Annotated in this window: 16 protein-coding genes; 9 read left to right on the top strand and 7 right to left on the bottom strand. The window is 63.1% G+C overall.

Annotated elements, in window-relative coordinates:
- Positions 1 to 60: 60 nt before the first annotated feature.
- From ehuB to LB536_RS01255, 9 genes are all read left to right on the top strand, one after another.
- A complete protein-coding gene (gene ehuB, locus LB536_RS01295; protein WP_140757783.1) occupies positions 61 to 912 on the top strand; it encodes an ectoine/hydroxyectoine ABC transporter substrate-binding protein EhuB in 852 nt (283 codons plus the stop codon).
- Positions 913 to 1,080: 168 nt separating this feature from the next.
- Positions 1,081 to 1,740, top strand: coding sequence for an ectoine/hydroxyectoine ABC transporter permease subunit EhuC (gene ehuC, locus LB536_RS01290; RefSeq protein ID WP_140757782.1), 660 nt, complete (start codon positions 1,081 to 1,083; stop codon positions 1,738 to 1,740).
- 34 nt (positions 1,741 to 1,774) lie between these two features.
- Positions 1,775 to 2,434 (top strand): ectoine/hydroxyectoine ABC transporter permease subunit EhuD, encoded by a 660-nt coding sequence (gene ehuD, locus LB536_RS01285; RefSeq protein ID WP_127870505.1) that lies wholly within the window; start codon positions 1,775 to 1,777, stop codon positions 2,432 to 2,434.
- A 3-nt stretch (positions 2,435 to 2,437) separates the two neighbouring features.
- Positions 2,438 to 3,217, top strand: a complete 780-nt coding sequence (gene eutA / locus LB536_RS01280) for an ectoine utilization protein EutA (RefSeq protein ID WP_224590074.1) — start codon at positions 2,438 to 2,440, stop codon at positions 3,215 to 3,217.
- Positions 3,218 to 3,222: 5 nt separating this feature from the next.
- On the top strand, positions 3,223 to 4,215 hold the full coding sequence (eutB, locus tag LB536_RS01275; RefSeq protein ID WP_140757780.1) for a hydroxyectoine utilization dehydratase EutB: 993 nt from the start codon (positions 3,223 to 3,225) through the stop codon (positions 4,213 to 4,215).
- Positions 4,212 to 5,204: an ectoine utilization protein EutC gene (gene eutC / locus LB536_RS01270; RefSeq protein WP_224589822.1), complete on the top strand. Its 993-nt coding sequence runs from the start codon at positions 4,212 to 4,214 to the stop codon at positions 5,202 to 5,204. Before eutB ends, eutC begins: the two co-directional genes overlap by 4 nt.
- Before the next feature lie 137 nt (positions 5,205 to 5,341).
- Complete coding sequence (gene doeA / locus LB536_RS01265) at positions 5,342 to 6,520, top strand: ectoine hydrolase DoeA (RefSeq protein ID WP_224589821.1); 1,179 nt, start codon at positions 5,342 to 5,344, stop codon at positions 6,518 to 6,520.
- Between the two features lie 5 nt (positions 6,521 to 6,525).
- A complete protein-coding gene (gene doeB / locus LB536_RS01260) occupies positions 6,526 to 7,527 on the top strand; it encodes a N(2)-acetyl-L-2,4-diaminobutanoate deacetylase DoeB (protein ID WP_224589820.1) in 1,002 nt (333 codons plus the stop codon).
- A gap of 173 nt (positions 7,528 to 7,700) precedes the next feature.
- A complete protein-coding gene (locus tag LB536_RS01255; protein WP_224589819.1) occupies positions 7,701 to 8,360 on the top strand; it encodes a GntR family transcriptional regulator in 660 nt (219 codons plus the stop codon).
- 128 nt (positions 8,361 to 8,488) lie between these two features.
- Here the strand turns inward: LB536_RS01255 and LB536_RS01250 are convergent, their stop codons facing one another.
- Genes LB536_RS01250 through LB536_RS01220 form a run of 7 tightly spaced genes read right to left on the bottom strand, consistent with a single transcriptional unit; the run spans position 8,489 to position 14,344 of the window.
- Complete coding sequence (locus tag LB536_RS01250; RefSeq protein WP_181182809.1) at positions 8,489 to 8,944, bottom strand: MaoC/PaaZ C-terminal domain-containing protein; 456 nt, start codon at positions 8,942 to 8,944, stop codon at positions 8,489 to 8,491.
- Complete coding sequence (locus LB536_RS01245; protein WP_224589818.1) at positions 8,941 to 10,014, bottom strand: Gfo/Idh/MocA family protein; 1,074 nt, start codon at positions 10,012 to 10,014, stop codon at positions 8,941 to 8,943. The genes LB536_RS01250 and LB536_RS01245 overlap by 4 nt, the downstream gene beginning before the upstream one ends.
- Positions 10,007 to 10,336 carry an L-rhamnose mutarotase gene (locus tag LB536_RS01240; RefSeq protein ID WP_140757815.1) on the bottom strand — a complete coding sequence of 110 codons (330 nt, stop codon included), beginning with the start codon at positions 10,334 to 10,336 and terminating at the stop codon, positions 10,007 to 10,009. The genes LB536_RS01245 and LB536_RS01240 overlap by 8 nt, the downstream gene beginning before the upstream one ends.
- 10 nt (positions 10,337 to 10,346) lie before the next feature.
- Positions 10,347 to 11,459 carry a mandelate racemase/muconate lactonizing enzyme family protein gene (locus LB536_RS01235; protein WP_224589817.1) on the bottom strand — a complete coding sequence of 371 codons (1,113 nt, stop codon included), beginning with the start codon at positions 11,457 to 11,459 and terminating at the stop codon, positions 10,347 to 10,349.
- Positions 11,460 to 11,464: 5 nt separating this feature from the next.
- A complete protein-coding gene (locus LB536_RS01230; RefSeq protein WP_224589816.1) occupies positions 11,465 to 12,562 on the bottom strand; it encodes an ABC transporter ATP-binding protein in 1,098 nt (365 codons plus the stop codon).
- Positions 12,563 to 12,566: 4 nt separating this feature from the next.
- A complete protein-coding gene (locus LB536_RS01225; RefSeq protein WP_224589815.1) occupies positions 12,567 to 13,433 on the bottom strand; it encodes a carbohydrate ABC transporter permease in 867 nt (288 codons plus the stop codon).
- A 14-nt stretch (positions 13,434 to 13,447) separates the two neighbouring features.
- Positions 13,448 to 14,344: a carbohydrate ABC transporter permease gene (locus LB536_RS01220; RefSeq protein WP_140757771.1), complete on the bottom strand. Its 897-nt coding sequence runs from the start codon at positions 14,342 to 14,344 to the stop codon at positions 13,448 to 13,450.
- Positions 14,345 to 14,432: the final 88 nt, after the last annotated feature.

Below are 14,432 nucleotides of genomic sequence, written 5' to 3'. Positions count from 1 at the left end.
AGGGCGGCTAAGCCGTCCTGAAATCACGCAAACCAAGACAAGAACAAGGAGTTGGGAACAATGAAGAAACTTGGCATTCTGGCCGGCGTCGCGGGCCTTGCAATTACGGCGGTGCTTGCGACGTCGAGCATCGGCTCGGCCGCGGACAAGAAGCTCGAACAACTCAAGGCGCAAGGGTTCGCACGCGTCGCCATCGCCAACGAGCCGCCCTATACGGCGGTCGCCGCCGACGGCAAGGTGTCTGGTGCCGCGCCTGACGTGGCGCGCGAAATCTTCAAGCGACTCGGAGTGGCCGATATCGTCGCCTCGATCTCTGAGTATGGCGCGATGATCCCCGGCCTGCAGGCTGGCCGCTTCGACGTCGTCACCGCCGGCCTGTTCATGAAGCCGGAGCGCTGCGCGGCGGTCGCCTATTCGGAACCGGTGCTGTGCGACGCCGAGGCGATGCTGGTAAAGAAAGGCAATCCGAAGGGCTTCAAGAGCTACGAGGATGTCGCCAAGGACACGTCCGCCACCATCGGCGCGCCCGGCGGCGGCACCGAGGAGAAGCTGGCGCTCAACGCCGGCGTGCCGCGTGAACGTGTCATCGTCGTACCGGATGGCCAGAGCGGCCTGAAGATGGTGCAGGATGGCCGCATCGATGCCTATTCGCTGCCCGTGCTGTCGATCAATGATCTGATGAAGAAGGCCGCCGATCCGAACCTCGAAGTCATCGCCCCGGTGCAGGGCGCGCCGGTCTATTGCGACGGCGCTGCCTTCAAGAAAGGCGACGAGGCTCTGCGCGATGCCTATGATGTCGAACTGGCCAAGATGAAGAAGTCGGGTGAGTTCGCCAAGATCATCGAGCCCTATGGCTTCTCGGCGGCGGCGGCGATGTCCACCACGCGCGAAAAACTCTGCGCGGCGAAGTAGCCGTTCTTTTTGCCTTCTCCCCGTTCACGGGGAGAAGGTGTCACGAAGTGACGGATGAGGGGCGGCGCGAACTTCTGCCACGCTAGCGCTGCCCCTCATCTGCCTGCCGGCAATCTTCTCCCCGTAAACGGGGAGAAGGACCCTAGTACTACAAACGTTGGAAACTCAATGACCCAGTGGTCCGGCTATTTCGGCCTGATATTGCAGGGCGCGCTTGTCACCATCGAGCTGACGCTGATGGGATCGGTGCTGGCCCTGATCATGGCCTTTCTGGCCGGCTTGGGGCGCCTGTCGCGCTTCTTCGCGCTGCGGGCCTTGGCGACGGCCTACATCGAATTCTTCCGCGGCACATCGATCTTCGTGCAGCTGTTCTTCGCCTATTTCGTGTTGCCCTTGCTGGGTCTCGAACTGACTCCGCTGCAGGCCGGCGTATTGGCGCTGGGCTTGAATGTCGGAGCCTATGCCGCCGAGGTGGTGCGCGGCGCCGTGCAATCGATCGGCCGCGAACAGCATGAGGCCTGCATCGCGCTCAATCTGGGCCGCTGGCAAGGGATGCGCCACGTCATCCTGCCACAGGCGTTTCTGGTGATGCTGCCGACCTTCGGCAACAATGCCATCGAGCTGCTCAAGGCGACATCCGTGGTCTCGCTGATCTCGCTCGCCGACCTCACTTTCCAGGCACAGGTGGTGCGCTCCCAGACCGGCAACACCATGGTGCCGTTCACCACCATCCTCGTCATCTATTTCATCCTGGCGCTGCTCATCTCATGGGGTGTGCGCTCGCTGGAACGCCGCATGGCACGCGGCCTCGACGGAGTGCGAGTCTGATGGCCAAAGCATTCCCGATGAATTGGGCCCGCTGATGGATTGGGATTGGGATTTTGTCCGGCAGATCCTGCCGACGCTGATCCAGGGGGTAAAGATCACCATCCTGGCGACGCTGCTCGGCTCGGTGCTGGCGGCGATCGTCGGGTTGGGGATCGCGCTGGCGCGCCGCTCGCCCAACAAGGCGGTGTCGCGCACCGTCGGCTGGGTGGCCGAATTCATCCGCGGCACACCGCTCCTGGTGCAGCTCTATTTCATCTTCTATGTGCTCCCCGACATCGGCATCCTGCTGCCGCCGCTGGTCGCCGGCGTCATCGGGCTCGGCCTGCATTACGGCACCTATACGGCGGAAGTTTACCGCGCCGGCATCGACAATGTGCCGCGTGGCCAGTGGGAGGCCGCCAAGGCGTGCAATCTCAGCGCCCGGCAGACCTGGTCCCACATCATCATCCCGCAGGCCATTCCACCGATGATCCCGGCATTGGCCAACTACTTCATCGCCATGTTCAAGGAGACGCCGCTGCTCTCGGCCATCACCGTGCTGGAATTGATGAACCAGGCAAAAAGCGTCGCCAACACTTATTATCGCTACCTCGAGCCGATCACGCTGGTCGGTGCCTTCTTCCTCGCCATTAGCCTGATTTCGGTCGTACTGTTGCGCTGGCTGGAACGCCGCTACGGCAAGATTGAAAGATAAATGATGAAGCCCTTGCCCGAGATCAAAGTGGCACCCAACCGGCCAGCGCTCGATGACCGCCCGCTGAGGCGGCGTGTCGGCCTGATCATCCTGGCCACCGACCATACGACCGAGCCGGATTTTCGCCGCATGGTGGCGAGCGAACGGATCGGCGTCTACGTCGCCCGCATTCCCTACGCCAATCCGACGACGCCTGAGAATCTGCGCAAGATGCAGCCGGCGCTGACGGCGGGCGCGGCCTTGATCCTGCCCGATGAGCCGCTCGACGCCATCTGCTATTCCTGCACGTCGGCCTCGGTTGTGATTGGCGATGGAGAGGTCGAGGCTGCGATCAAGGCCGCCAAGCCGGGCGTGCCCGTCGTGACACCAACAATGGCCGGCGTGCGCGGGCTGAATGCGTTTGGCGTGCGCAGGATCAGCATCCTCACGCCCTATACGGCCGAAACCTCCAGGCCGATGGCGACCTATTTCGCCGAACGTGGCTTCGAAATCCTAAGCTTCACTTGTCTCGGCTTCGAGGACGACCGTGAGATGGCGCGCATCGCCCCGGCGACGCTTGTCGATCTCGCACGCCAGGCAATGCATCCTGAGGCCGATGCGCTTTTCGTGTCGTGCACGGCACTGCGCGGCGCGCTCGCGGTCTCCGGCATGGAGCAGGCGACCGGCCGCCCGGTGGTGACCAGCAACCAGGCGACGGCCTGGAATTGTCTGCGCCTTTGCAATGATGAGACAGCCCATCCCGAATTCGGCCGTCTGATGACGCTGCCCTTGTCGCGCGACTGACGATCATGGCGACAGTAACCCTTGGCGATATCCGTGCCGCCCGCGAGCGAATTGCCGGCAAGATCGAGCGCACATCGGTCGTGCTTTCGGCGAATCTCTCCGAACGGCTGGACGTCCCGGTTCATCTCAAGCTTGAGCACCGCCAGACCACCGGCAGCTTCAAGCTGCGCGGCGCTTCGAACGCCGTCGCTTCGCTTGATGCCGAGGAGAAGGCGCGCGGCGTCGTTGCGGCATCGACCGGCAATCATGGCCGCGCGCTCGCCCACGCGGCCAAGCTGGAGGGCATGCGTGCGGTGATCTGCATGTCTCGACTGGTGCCCAAGAATAAGCTGGACGAAATCCGCCGCCTCGGCGCGGAAATCCGTATTGTCGGCAACAGCCAGGACGACGCCCAGCAGGAGGTCGAGCGGCTGGTGGCGGAGGAGGGGCTTGTCATGCTGCCGCCCTTCGACCATCCGGCCATCATTGCCGGCCAGGGCACGCTCGGACTGGAGGTGATGGAGCAGGTCCCGGATGCCGCTCTCGTCCTGGTGCAGCTCTCCGGTGGCGGACTGGCCTCCGGTGTTGCTGCCGCAATCAAAGGCATTAACTCCGGCACAAAAATAATCGGCGTGTCGATGGCACGTGGCGCCGCGATGAAGGCCAGCCTCGATGCGGGCCGCCCTGTCTTGGCCGAGGAACTGCCGACGCTGGCGGATTCGCTCGGCGGCGGCATCGGCCTCGACAACCGGCTGACCTTCGCCATGTGCCGCGACCTGCTCGACGATGTCATCCTGCTCAGTGAGGACGAAATCGCCGCCGGCATTCGCCATGCCTATGAACAGGAACGCGAGATCGTCGAAGGAGCAGGTGCGGTAGGCATCGCCGCGCTGCTCGCCGGCAAGGTCAAGGTGCAGGGGCCGGTGGTGGTTCTGCTTTCCGGCCGCAACATCGACATGGAACTGCACAGGAAGGTCGTCTGCGGGGAGATACCATCGATTTCGGAGCGCGCCGCATGAGCAGAATGACGATCCTCACCGAAGCTGAACTGCGCACAATCGTGACGCTCGATCTCGATGCCGTCGCCTGTGTCGAAAATGCCTTCCGCGCGCTTGCCACGCTGCCGGTGGCGATGCCGCCGATCCTGCGGCTCGATATTCCGCAGCATCGCGGCGAGGTTGATGTGAAGACCGCCTATGTGCCTGGTATCGATGGCTTCGCCATCAAGATCAGCCCCGGCTTCTTTGACAATCCCAAGCTCGGCCTGCCCAGCGTGAACGGCATGATGGTGCTGCTGTCATCGGAGACAGGGTTGGTCGAGGCCTTGCTGCTCGACAACGGCTATCTGACCGACATTCGCACCGCTGCCGCCGGAGCCGTAGCGGCCAAACACTTGTCGCGACCGGACTCATCCGTCGCCGCGATCTTCGGTGCCGGCGTCCAGGCAGGGCTGCAGCTGGAAGCCCTGATGCTGGTGCGGCCGATCACGCAGGCGCGAATCTGGGCGCGCGATGCCGCCAAGGCGGAGACTGCCGCGGCCGCCTTGCGCGAAAAGCTCGGCATCGACGTGCGCGCCGAACCCGAAGCGGCCAACGCTGTTGCCGGCGCCGACATCATCGTCACCACCACGCCGTCGACCGAACCACTGATCAAGGCAGGGTTTGTCTCGGCCGGCCAGCACATCACCGCCATGGGGTCCGACGCCGAGCACAAGAACGAGATCGCGCCGGCGATCCTGCGCATGGCCGATCTTTATGTCGCCGACAGCGCGAAGCAGACGCGGCGCCTGGGCGAACTGCACCATGCCATCGCGGCGGGCGTGATGCCGGCCGAGACGGATGTGACCGAGCTCGGCCAGATCATCGCCGGCGCGAAGCACGGCCGGCGCTCGACCAGCGACATCACCATCGTCGATCTTACCGGCACCGGCGTGCAGGATACGGCGATCGCCACGCTCGCCCGCGACCGCGCGCTGGCCGCGAAAGCCGGAACGATTTTTGAAAGCTGATGCCGGCCGCAGGAGCATGATCCGGAACAATGGCAACCGGTTTTCCCGGCAGATCATGCTGCGACAAAAAGAACTAGCTGGAGCCCGATTCAACGGAGTTGAAACAGCTCCAGCCCTAACAAACGAGGACCAACAAAATGCAGCCGAACTTGAGATTCTCGCGGAGCGAATATGGGGAACGCCTCGCCAAGACGCGGAAAGCCATGGAGGCGAAGGGCGTCGATCTCCTTGTTATCAGCGATCCCTCCAACATGGCCTGGCTGACCGGCTATGATGGTTGGTCGTTTTACGTCCATCAGGCGGTCATCGTGCCGCCGTCGGGCGAGCCGGTCTGGTACGGCCGTGGCCAGGACGCCAACGGCGCCAAGCGCACCGCCTATCTCGCTCACGACAACATCGTCGGCTACGCCGACCATTATGTGCAATCGACCGAGCGCCATCCGATGGATTTCCTGTCCAGCGTGCTGACCGATCGCGGCTGGGGCAAGCTCACCATCGGCGTCGAGATGGACAATTACTGGTTCTCCGCCGCCGCCTTCGCCTCTCTGCAGCAGCATCTGCCCAACGCTCGCTTCGTCGATGCTACCGCGCTGGTCAACTGGCAGCGCGCGGTGAAGAGCCCGACCGAGATCGACTATATGCGCAAGGCCGCCCGCATCGTCGAGGCGATGCATCAGCGCATCTTCGACAAGATCGAAGTCGGCATGCGCAAATGCGATCTGGTCGCTGAGATCTATGATGCCGGCACGCGCGGCGTCGACGGCATCGGCGGCGATTATCCCGCGATCGTTCCGCTGCTGCCGTCAGGCGCGGACGCCTCGGCGCCGCATCTGACCTGGGACGACAAGCCGATGAAACGGGGCGAGGGCACCTTCTTCGAGATCGCCGGCTGCTACAACAGGTACCATTGCCCGCTGTCGCGCACCGTCTTCCTCGGCAAGCCGACGCAGGAATTCCTCGATGCCGAGAAAGCGACGCTGGAAGGCATGGAAGCAGGCCTTGCCGCCGCAAAGCCGGGTAATGCCTGCGAGGACATCGCCAATGCCTTTTTCGCCGTGCTGAAGAAATACGGTATCGTTAAGGACAACCGCACCGGCTATTCGATCGGTATTTCCTATCCGCCGGACTGGGGCGAACGCACGATGAGCCTGCGCCCCGGCGATCGCACCGAGCTCAAGCCCGGCATGACTTTCCATTTCATGACCGGTTTGTGGCTGGAGACGATGGGGCTGGAGATTACCGAGTCCATCCTGATCACCGAAACCGGTGTGGAGTGCCTGGCCAATGTGCCGCGCAAGCTGGTGGTGAAGAATTGAGCCCGATGTCCAGTCTTCGCCCGTCGCCGATCGCACCGACCGTCGATTTCGATCGCGACGGCGTCCAGCATGGTTTCCTGCGCCTCCCCTATAGCCGCGACGACTCGGCCTGGGGCTCGGTGATGATCCCGATCTGCGTCATCCGCAACGGCAAGGGGCCGGCAGCGCTGCTGACCGGCGGCAATCATGGCGACGAGTATGAAGGGCCGCTGGCGCTCTACGAACTCGCCCGCACGCTCGATCCCAGCCAGGTCGGCGGCACGGTGATCATCGTGCCGGCGATGAACTATCCGGCTTTTCGGGCCGGCACGCGCACCTCGCCGATCGACAAGGGTAACATGAACCGCAGCTTTCCCGGCCGGCCGGACGGCACGGTGACGCAGAAGATCGCCGATTACTTCCAACGCGAGTTGCTGCCCCGCGCGGACATCGTCTTCGACTTCCATTCCGGGGGCAAAACGCTGGATTTCGTGCCGTTCTGCGCCGCCCATACCTTGCCCGACAAGGCGCTGGAGCAGAAAGCCTTTGCCGCGGTGGCGGCATTCTCGGCGCCGTTCTCGATGCGCATGACCGAGATCGATGCGATTGGCATGTATGACACGGCGGCCGAAGAGATGGGCAAGGTCTTCGTCACCACGGAGCTCGGCGGCGGCGGCACATCCCGAGCCGAGACGGTGCGGATCGCCCGGCGCGGCATGCTCAACGTGTTGCGTGATGCCGGTATCGTCGCCGGGGCGGTCGAGATGGGCAAAACCCAGTGGCTGGACATGCCCTCGGGAGATTGCTTCTGTTTCGCCGAGGACGACGGCATGATCGAAACCATGGTCGATCTTGGCGAGTCCGTCGAAGAAGGCGCGGTGCTGGCCCGCATTCATTCCACCGGCCGCACCGGCGTTGCGCCTCAGGAAATACGGGCGAAAATGTCGGGCATGCTGACAGCGCGGCATTTCCCTGGCCTGGTAAAGGCCGGCGACTGCGCCGCGGTGGTCGCCGTGAAGGTCGATTGACCGACGTGATTTCTCCGCCCGGACCATGCCGGGCGGACCCAGCCATCCATAGCCCCGGTGTCACTCCTCCGCTGGAAACCAAACCGCTCTCGTACACGGGGATACTTATATCCCCGCAGGTTTTCCACTAGGCTGGCCATCGCGTGGCACGGGAGCATCGATTGCGCGGATTTATGGAAGGCCTGATCGAGAGGCCGCAGACGGTGGCCGAACAGGTCGCCAACGTTTTGCGCGAGGCCATAGCCAGCAGATCGTTGAAGGCCGGCGCCACGCTGCGTCAGGATGAACTGGCCGAGCAGTTCGGCTTCAGCCGCATGCCCATCCGGGACGCGCTTCGCCAATTGGAGGCAGAAGGCATTGTTTCCATTCATCCCACGAAGGGGGCGCATGTCGCGGGGATGGACGGCGCCGAGATCACCGAAATCTACGCGGTCCGCGAATTGCTGGAATGCGAGGCGCTCCGGCTGTCCGTTCCGGTCCTGCCCGGAGCCAAGCTTGAAGAAGCCGAGCAGGTGCTCGATCAGATCGACGCGGGGCGCAATGTCGGCCGCTGGGGCGCCCTGAACAGGGTCTTTCATCTCTCGCTCTACGATGCCTGCGGCAACCGTCGTTTGCTTGACCTGATCGACGCGCATCACAACGCGGCCGACCGCTATGTCCGTATCCTGCTGTCGAACCTCGACTATCGCACCCACTCGCAGACGGAGCATCGCCATCTGCTGGCCGCTTGCCGTCAGCGCGACGGCAAGAAGGCCGTGAGTGTTCTGAGACAGCATACGCGTGAAGGAAGCGAGACACTCGTCAATGCGATAGACGGCGGCGGGCTATCGTGAAAATCCTAGACCGAGGGCAGAGCCGTCCGCGATCAATGTCATAGCGGTTGCCTGCGGACCGGTTCGCTGCTGTTCGGACTGGAGCGCATCACCGCGCGCGCCACCGGTGCGTAGGATTACGCCGAGTTTCAGCCCTGCGCCGGCTTGCGCTCGACGATGTAGATATGGTCGGCCGCCAGCACCACTTCATCGCGCTGGTTGATCACCTCGCAGCGTTCGATCACCCGTCCTGAAGCCGGTCGCTTGGGGTCGTCCTCCTTGGCCGCGATGGTGGTGCGCGTGCGGATCGTGTCGCCGATGAACACCGGCTTGATGAAGCGCAGCCGGTCGTAGCCATAGGAAAAGGCGACAGGGTTGATCACGTTCGCCGTCAGCCCGATCCCGACCGAGAACACCAGCGTGCCATGCGCGATGCGCTGGCCGAACGGCGTCGTCTTCATGAACTCGGCGTCCATGTGGTGCGGGAAGAAATCGCCGGTGTGGCCGGCATGGACGATGAAGTCGGTCTCGGTGATCGTGCGGCCGCTGGTCAGCCGCATCGAGCCGATCTCGTAGTCCTCGAAATACTGGATCTGTTCCATCAGGGTCTTTCCGCGATCGGCGTCGCTGGCGCCGCACTCGAACGATAGGCGGCTTCCACCAGAGCCATGGTGTTCCAGGCGTCCTCGACCGGGCTGATCAGCTCATCGTCTTCGCCTGCGGCAAAGCGCTGGACATTGGCCATGCGCCCGACGAAGGCATCGGGAAACCATTCGCCGGCCAAAGGCACGGCAATCCAATCGGCCCCGCCTTTCGGATAGATCTCCAGAATGTCCGGTTCGCCTCTGGGATAGTCGAGATTGAGACCGAGCTTGAGGTAGGCGGCACCCTCGGTGCCGCAGATGCGGAACTCGCAGGCCTGGTGCCGGCGCCCGAACTTGTGGTCGTGGTTGATCGACAGCGCGCAGCGCACCGTGTCGCCATAGTCGAGGATGGCGCTGGTGCGCGTCTGCGCCACCTTGTGGTTGGGATGGCCAAGTGTCTTGGCATGCACTCCCTTGGGATCGCCGAGCAATTGCCGGATCAGGTCGAGATAGTGGATCGAATGCATGGCGATCTCGACGCGCGGCGCCTTGAGCAGGAATTCCCACAACTGCCACGGCGTCGCCAGCGCCAGCCAGGCGTCGAAATCGACGACCTCGCCGAGCCAGCCATTGGCGATTGCGTCCTTCAGCGCCAGCATCATCGGCGCGAAGCGCAACTGGAAATTCACTGCCGCCTTGAGATTCTTGGCGCGGCATATTTCGAGGATTTCGGTTGCCTCGCCGAGATAGTTGCCCATCGGCTTCTGGATCAGTGCGACCGCACCGTCGGACAGAGCCTTCAGGATCTCGGCGTGCCGCCCCGGCGGCGTTGCCAGATCGAAGATCGCATCCTTGACCCCAGCGGCTTCTTCCGCCGAGCGGAACGCCGTCACGCCCCATTTGTCGGCCAGGGCCTGCGCCTTGGCCTGATCCGGATCATAGAGACCCGCGATCGGAAATCCCGCCTTCCGATAGGCCGGAAAATGCGCGTCGTCGACGATCGAGCCGGCGCCGAAGGTGACGATCGGCCGGGTTTTCGAGGGTTTTGGCCAGGACTGGACGAGCGAGGCAGGGTCGAAACCCCTAGTCATGATGGAAGACCTCGTCCATCGAAGCCCACCACTCGCCATCCTTGCGGGTCGGCAAGGGCTCCTGACAGGGTATGCAGACAGCCCACCATTCCTGCGTCTTCGGGTCGGCTGCCATCTTGGCCATGTCGGCCGCGTAGTCGGTGCCGTGATATTCGAAATACGAAAACAGCAGATTCTCCGGCCGCTTCAGGTAGATCGAATAATTCTTGATGTTGCAGGCCGAGATCATGGTCAGCACGTCGGGCCAGACGGCGGCGTGAAGGCGGACATACTCCTCGACCTTCTCCGGCTTCAGCCCCAGAACCATTCCCATCCGCTGCATATCAGTTCCCCTATTTCGTGATCGCCGTGGTGAATTCGGCGATGCTCATGGCCTTGATCGCGTCCCAGTCCCAATCGATGCCGATACCAGGCTCGTCGGGCGCCAGCGCATGCCCATCCTCGATGCGCATATGCCTGCCGGTCAACTGGTCGAGTTGCGGAATGTACTCGACATACCTGCCGTTCTGAACAGCACAGGTCAGGCTGACATGCAATTCCATCAGGAAATGCGGGCAAACCGGAATGTCGAAGGCCTCCGCCGCATGGGCGATCTTGAGCCAGGGCGTGATACCACCGATGCGGCCGACATCGACCTGCACGATCGAGCAGGCGCCTTTCTGCATATATTCGCGGAAGTGGCGCATGGAATAGAGCGACTCGCCGATGGCAATCGGCGTCGGCGTCGAGTTCGACAACCTGATATGTCCGTCGATGTCGTCGGCCGGCAGCGGCTCCTCGATCCAGGCGAGGTCGAGCTCGCGCAACCTCGCCGCGCGCCGGATCGCCTCGTCGACCGAGAAACCCTGGTTGGCGTCGGTCATGATCTCGTAGCCGTCGCCGACCGCCTTGCGCACCGCCGATAGGCGCGCAAGATCCTCCGATCCGTGCGGTCTGCCGATCTTCACCTTCGAGCCGCGAAATCCCTTCGCCTTGGCGGCCAGTGCATCATCGACCAAAGCCTGCGTCTCGATGTGCAGCCAGCCGCCTTCGGTGGTGTAGAGCGGGCAGCGGTCCTTGGCGCCGCCAGCGAGCTTCCACAGCGGCAGGTTCTGTCTCTTTGCCCTGAGGTCCCAGAGCGCCGTGTCGATTGCCGCGATGGCGATGGCCGTGATCGCACCGATCGTGGTGGCGTGGGTGGCGAATTCGAGATCGTGCCAGATCGCCTCGATCATATCAGAATCGCGGCCGATCAGGCGCGGCGCTAGGTGGTCGGACAAGAGCCGCATCACCGACGAACCGCCGGTGCCGATCGTGTAGCTGTAACCGGCACCGACCGCCCCGTCGGAATCGGTGATCGTCACGATCGGGGTTTCCTGGCTGACGAAACTCTGGATGGCGTCGGTGCGCTTGACCTTGGGCACAAGGTCGACCATCCGCAGTTCGATCTTTTCGATTCTTGCCATGTCGGTCAGCTCCGCAATGTCTTCCCGGTCTCGGTGGCAAACAGATGCGCCTGCGACAGGTCGAGGCTCATGGCGACGCGCTCCCCGGATCGCAGCGGGCGGGGGTTCAGCATGCGCGAAACCCAGTCGCTGCCGTTGAACTCGACGAACACCAGCGTCTCGTTGCCGAGCGGCTCGGTGACCGTGATAGGCAGTTCGATCTGATGCACGTCGGCGGCACCGCCGGAACTGATGCCGTGGCCGGTCGGATAGATATCGTCCGGCCGCAGCCCGAACACGACCTTGTCGCCGGCGGCGACATTGGCCTTGAACTGGGCGGGCAGGGGCAGCTTGGCGCCGCTGATGAAAACCAGCTGGCCGTCGTCGATCGTCGCCTCGTGCAGGTTCATCGGCGGCGAACCGATGAAGCCGGCGACGAAGCGCGTCGCTGGCCGGCGGAAAACCTCGTCGGGCGTGCCGACCTGCTCGATATAGCCATCGCGCATGATGACAATGCGGTCGGCAAGCGTCATCGCCTCGACCTGGTCGTGGGTGACGTAGATCACCGTCGACTGCACCTTGGCGTGCAGCTTCTTGATCTCGGTGCGCATCTGCGTGCGCAGCTTGGCGTCGAGATTGGAAAGCGGCTCGTCGAACAGGAAGACATCGGGGTCACGCACGATGGCACGGCCCATGGCGACACGCTGGCGCTGGCCACCGGAGAGTTGCGACGGGCGGCGGTCGAGCAGCGCATCGAGCCCGAGGATGGCTGAAGCTTCGGCGACGCGACGGTCCATATCGTCCTTGGCGGCACCCGCGATCTTGAGGGAGAAGCCGAGATTCTCGCGCACCGTCATGTGCGGATAAAGCGCGTAGGACTGGAACACCATGGAGATGTTGCGCGAGCGCGGCGGCAAATCGTTGACGACGCGCCCGCCGATCTCGATCGAACCGGCGCTGATCTCTTCCAGCCCGGCGATCATGCGCAACGTCGTGGACTTGCCGCAGCCTGACGGGCCGACCAGCGCGATGAATTCGCGGTCCGTGATATCGAGGTCGATGCCGTGCACGATCTGGATATTGCCGTAGCGCTTGGTCAGCTTTTTGAGGGAAACCGTTGCCATGAGATCAGCCTTTCACCGCGCCGGAGGTCAGGCCGCCGACGAGGTGTTTCTGGACGATGTAGGTGAGGGTGAGCGCCGGGATGATCATCACCACGGCCAGCGCGCACATGCCGCGCCAGTCGATGGTGAACTCGGCCGTGTAGTCGAGCAGGCCGACCGGCAGCGTCTTGGCGCTGACAGAGCGGGTCAGTTGGGAGGCCAGCGCGAACTCGTTCCAGCAAGTCAGGAAGGCGAAGATCGCCGCCGACGCGATGCCTGGCCCGGCGAGCGGGAACTCAACCTGCCAGAAGGCCTGCCAGCGCGTGCAGCCGTCGATCTGTGCTGCCTCCGCGAGGTCCTTCGGCACCTGGCGGAAGAAGCCGTCGATCAGCCAGATCGTGAACGGCACGTTCAGCGCGACATAGGCAAGAATCAGCCCGAAATGCGTGTCGATGATTCCGAGCCGCACATAGAGGAAGAACAGCGGCAGCGACAGCGCGATGCCCGGCACCGTGCGCGTCAGCATCAGGCCGAGGAAGACGCTGGATTTGCCGCGAAAACGATAGCGCGCGAAGGCATAGCCGCCGGCCATGCCGATGGCGACCGCTATCACCGTCGAGGTCACCGAGATGATCAGCGAGTTGCGGAAATATTCGATGACCGGAATGCCGCCCTTGCCGATGCCCGAGAACATCGCGACATAGGCGTCGAACGAAATATCCTGCGGAATCCACACCGGCGGCTTGGCCATGATCTCGACCGTCGGTCGCAGCGACGACAGCACGATCCACAGGCCGGGCAGGCAGATCGTCAGCATCGCCAGTAACAGGCCGACGCGATAGACGATACCGAGCAGCCGGCGCTGCAGGCGGGCGGAAGAATTCTCGTCCATCACCACTCCGCCCTTCACCACTCCGCACCGATCTGCGTGCGCGCCGCGGCAAGCTTGTTGAAGAAATAGACGGTGAAAGCGATCGACAGCAGGATCGAGAAATAGGCCATGGCGTTGGCCATGCCCATGCGTCCGTCGCTATAGGCGGTGCGCGCCACCAGCGTCCACAAGAGTTCGGTGCGGCCGGCCGGTCCGCCGTCGGTCATGATCTTGACGATGTCATAGGCGCGCGCCACGTCGAGCGAGCGGATGGTCATGGCGATGTAGGCGAAAGGCATGACGAAGGGCCATGTGACATAGCGGAATGTCTGCCACGGCGTGCAGCCATCGACACGCGCCGCCTCGATCGGCTCCTTGGGCATGGCGAGCAGCCCTGCGAGGATCAGGATGGCGAAGATCGCCGTCGACGACCAGATCTCGGCAATCGAGATGGCGATGAAGGCGAGATGGCCTTCGATCAGCCACGGTATGGCGTCGCTGGTGATGCCAAGTGATTGCAGCGCATTGTTGACCAGGCCGATATTGTCGTTGAACATGAACTTGAACTGGAAGCCGACCAGGATCGGCGAGAACATCATCGGAAACATCATCAGCGTACGCAGGATGCGCTGGCCGCGTGTCGCCTTCTCGACCAGCATGGCAAGCCCGAGGCCAAGCAGCATTTCGAGATTGAGCGCGATCGTCAGCAAAAGAACGGTGCGCCCGAACGCCCACCAGAAATCGGTGTTGGCCAGGATCGAAAGATAGTTCCGCAAGCCGATGAAGACGAAGAATGTCTCGGGCTTGGTCAGCCGGAAAGGCGTGAAGCTGGAATAGAGCGACAGCAGCAACGGCACCACGACGACCGCCGCCAGCACGATGATGGCCGGAAGCAGCAGCAGGAATGGTGCGGATGGCTTGAAGCCCTTCATCGGGGTCCTTTGATATCTGGCATGCAATTTTGGGCCGAGCCCGACCGGCTGAATGGACAGCACAGGAAAGACGCGATCGCCTCCCCCA

Origin of the sequence: Mesorhizobium sp. ES1-3 (genome assembly GCF_020164795.1) — a bacterium.
GTDB lineage: Bacteria > Pseudomonadota > Alphaproteobacteria > Rhizobiales > Rhizobiaceae > Mesorhizobium.
The sequence above is the reverse complement of the archived record's forward strand: the minus strand, read 5'-3'. Positions and strand labels throughout refer to the sequence as shown.

Coding starts and splice junctions, on each gene's coding strand:
- ehuB (WP_140757783.1), top strand. CDS start 61: ATGAAGAAACTTGGCATTCTGGCCGGCGTCGCGGGCCTTGCAATTACG.
- ehuC (WP_140757782.1), top strand. CDS start 1,081: ATGACCCAGTGGTCCGGCTATTTCGGCCTGATATTGCAGGGCGCGCTT.
- ehuD (WP_127870505.1), top strand. CDS start 1,775: ATGGATTGGGATTGGGATTTTGTCCGGCAGATCCTGCCGACGCTGATC.
- eutA (WP_224590074.1), top strand. CDS start 2,438: ATGAAGCCCTTGCCCGAGATCAAAGTGGCACCCAACCGGCCAGCGCTC.
- eutB (WP_140757780.1), top strand. CDS start 3,223: ATGGCGACAGTAACCCTTGGCGATATCCGTGCCGCCCGCGAGCGAATT.
- eutC (WP_224589822.1), top strand. CDS start 4,212: ATGAGCAGAATGACGATCCTCACCGAAGCTGAACTGCGCACAATCGTG.
- doeA (WP_224589821.1), top strand. CDS start 5,342: ATGCAGCCGAACTTGAGATTCTCGCGGAGCGAATATGGGGAACGCCTC.
- doeB (WP_224589820.1), top strand. CDS start 6,526: ATGTCCAGTCTTCGCCCGTCGCCGATCGCACCGACCGTCGATTTCGAT.
- LB536_RS01255 (WP_224589819.1), top strand. CDS start 7,701: ATGGAAGGCCTGATCGAGAGGCCGCAGACGGTGGCCGAACAGGTCGCC.
- LB536_RS01245 (WP_224589818.1), bottom strand. CDS start 10,014: ATGACTAGGGGTTTCGACCCTGCCTCGCTCGTCCAGTCCTGGCCAAAA.
- LB536_RS01240 (WP_140757815.1), bottom strand. CDS start 10,336: ATGCAGCGGATGGGAATGGTTCTGGGGCTGAAGCCGGAGAAGGTCGAG.
- LB536_RS01235 (WP_224589817.1), bottom strand. CDS start 11,459: ATGGCAAGAATCGAAAAGATCGAACTGCGGATGGTCGACCTTGTGCCC.
- LB536_RS01230 (WP_224589816.1), bottom strand. CDS start 12,562: ATGGCAACGGTTTCCCTCAAAAAGCTGACCAAGCGCTACGGCAATATC.
- LB536_RS01225 (WP_224589815.1), bottom strand. CDS start 13,433: ATGGACGAGAATTCTTCCGCCCGCCTGCAGCGCCGGCTGCTCGGTATC.
- LB536_RS01220 (WP_140757771.1), bottom strand. CDS start 14,344: ATGAAGGGCTTCAAGCCATCCGCACCATTCCTGCTGCTGCTTCCGGCC.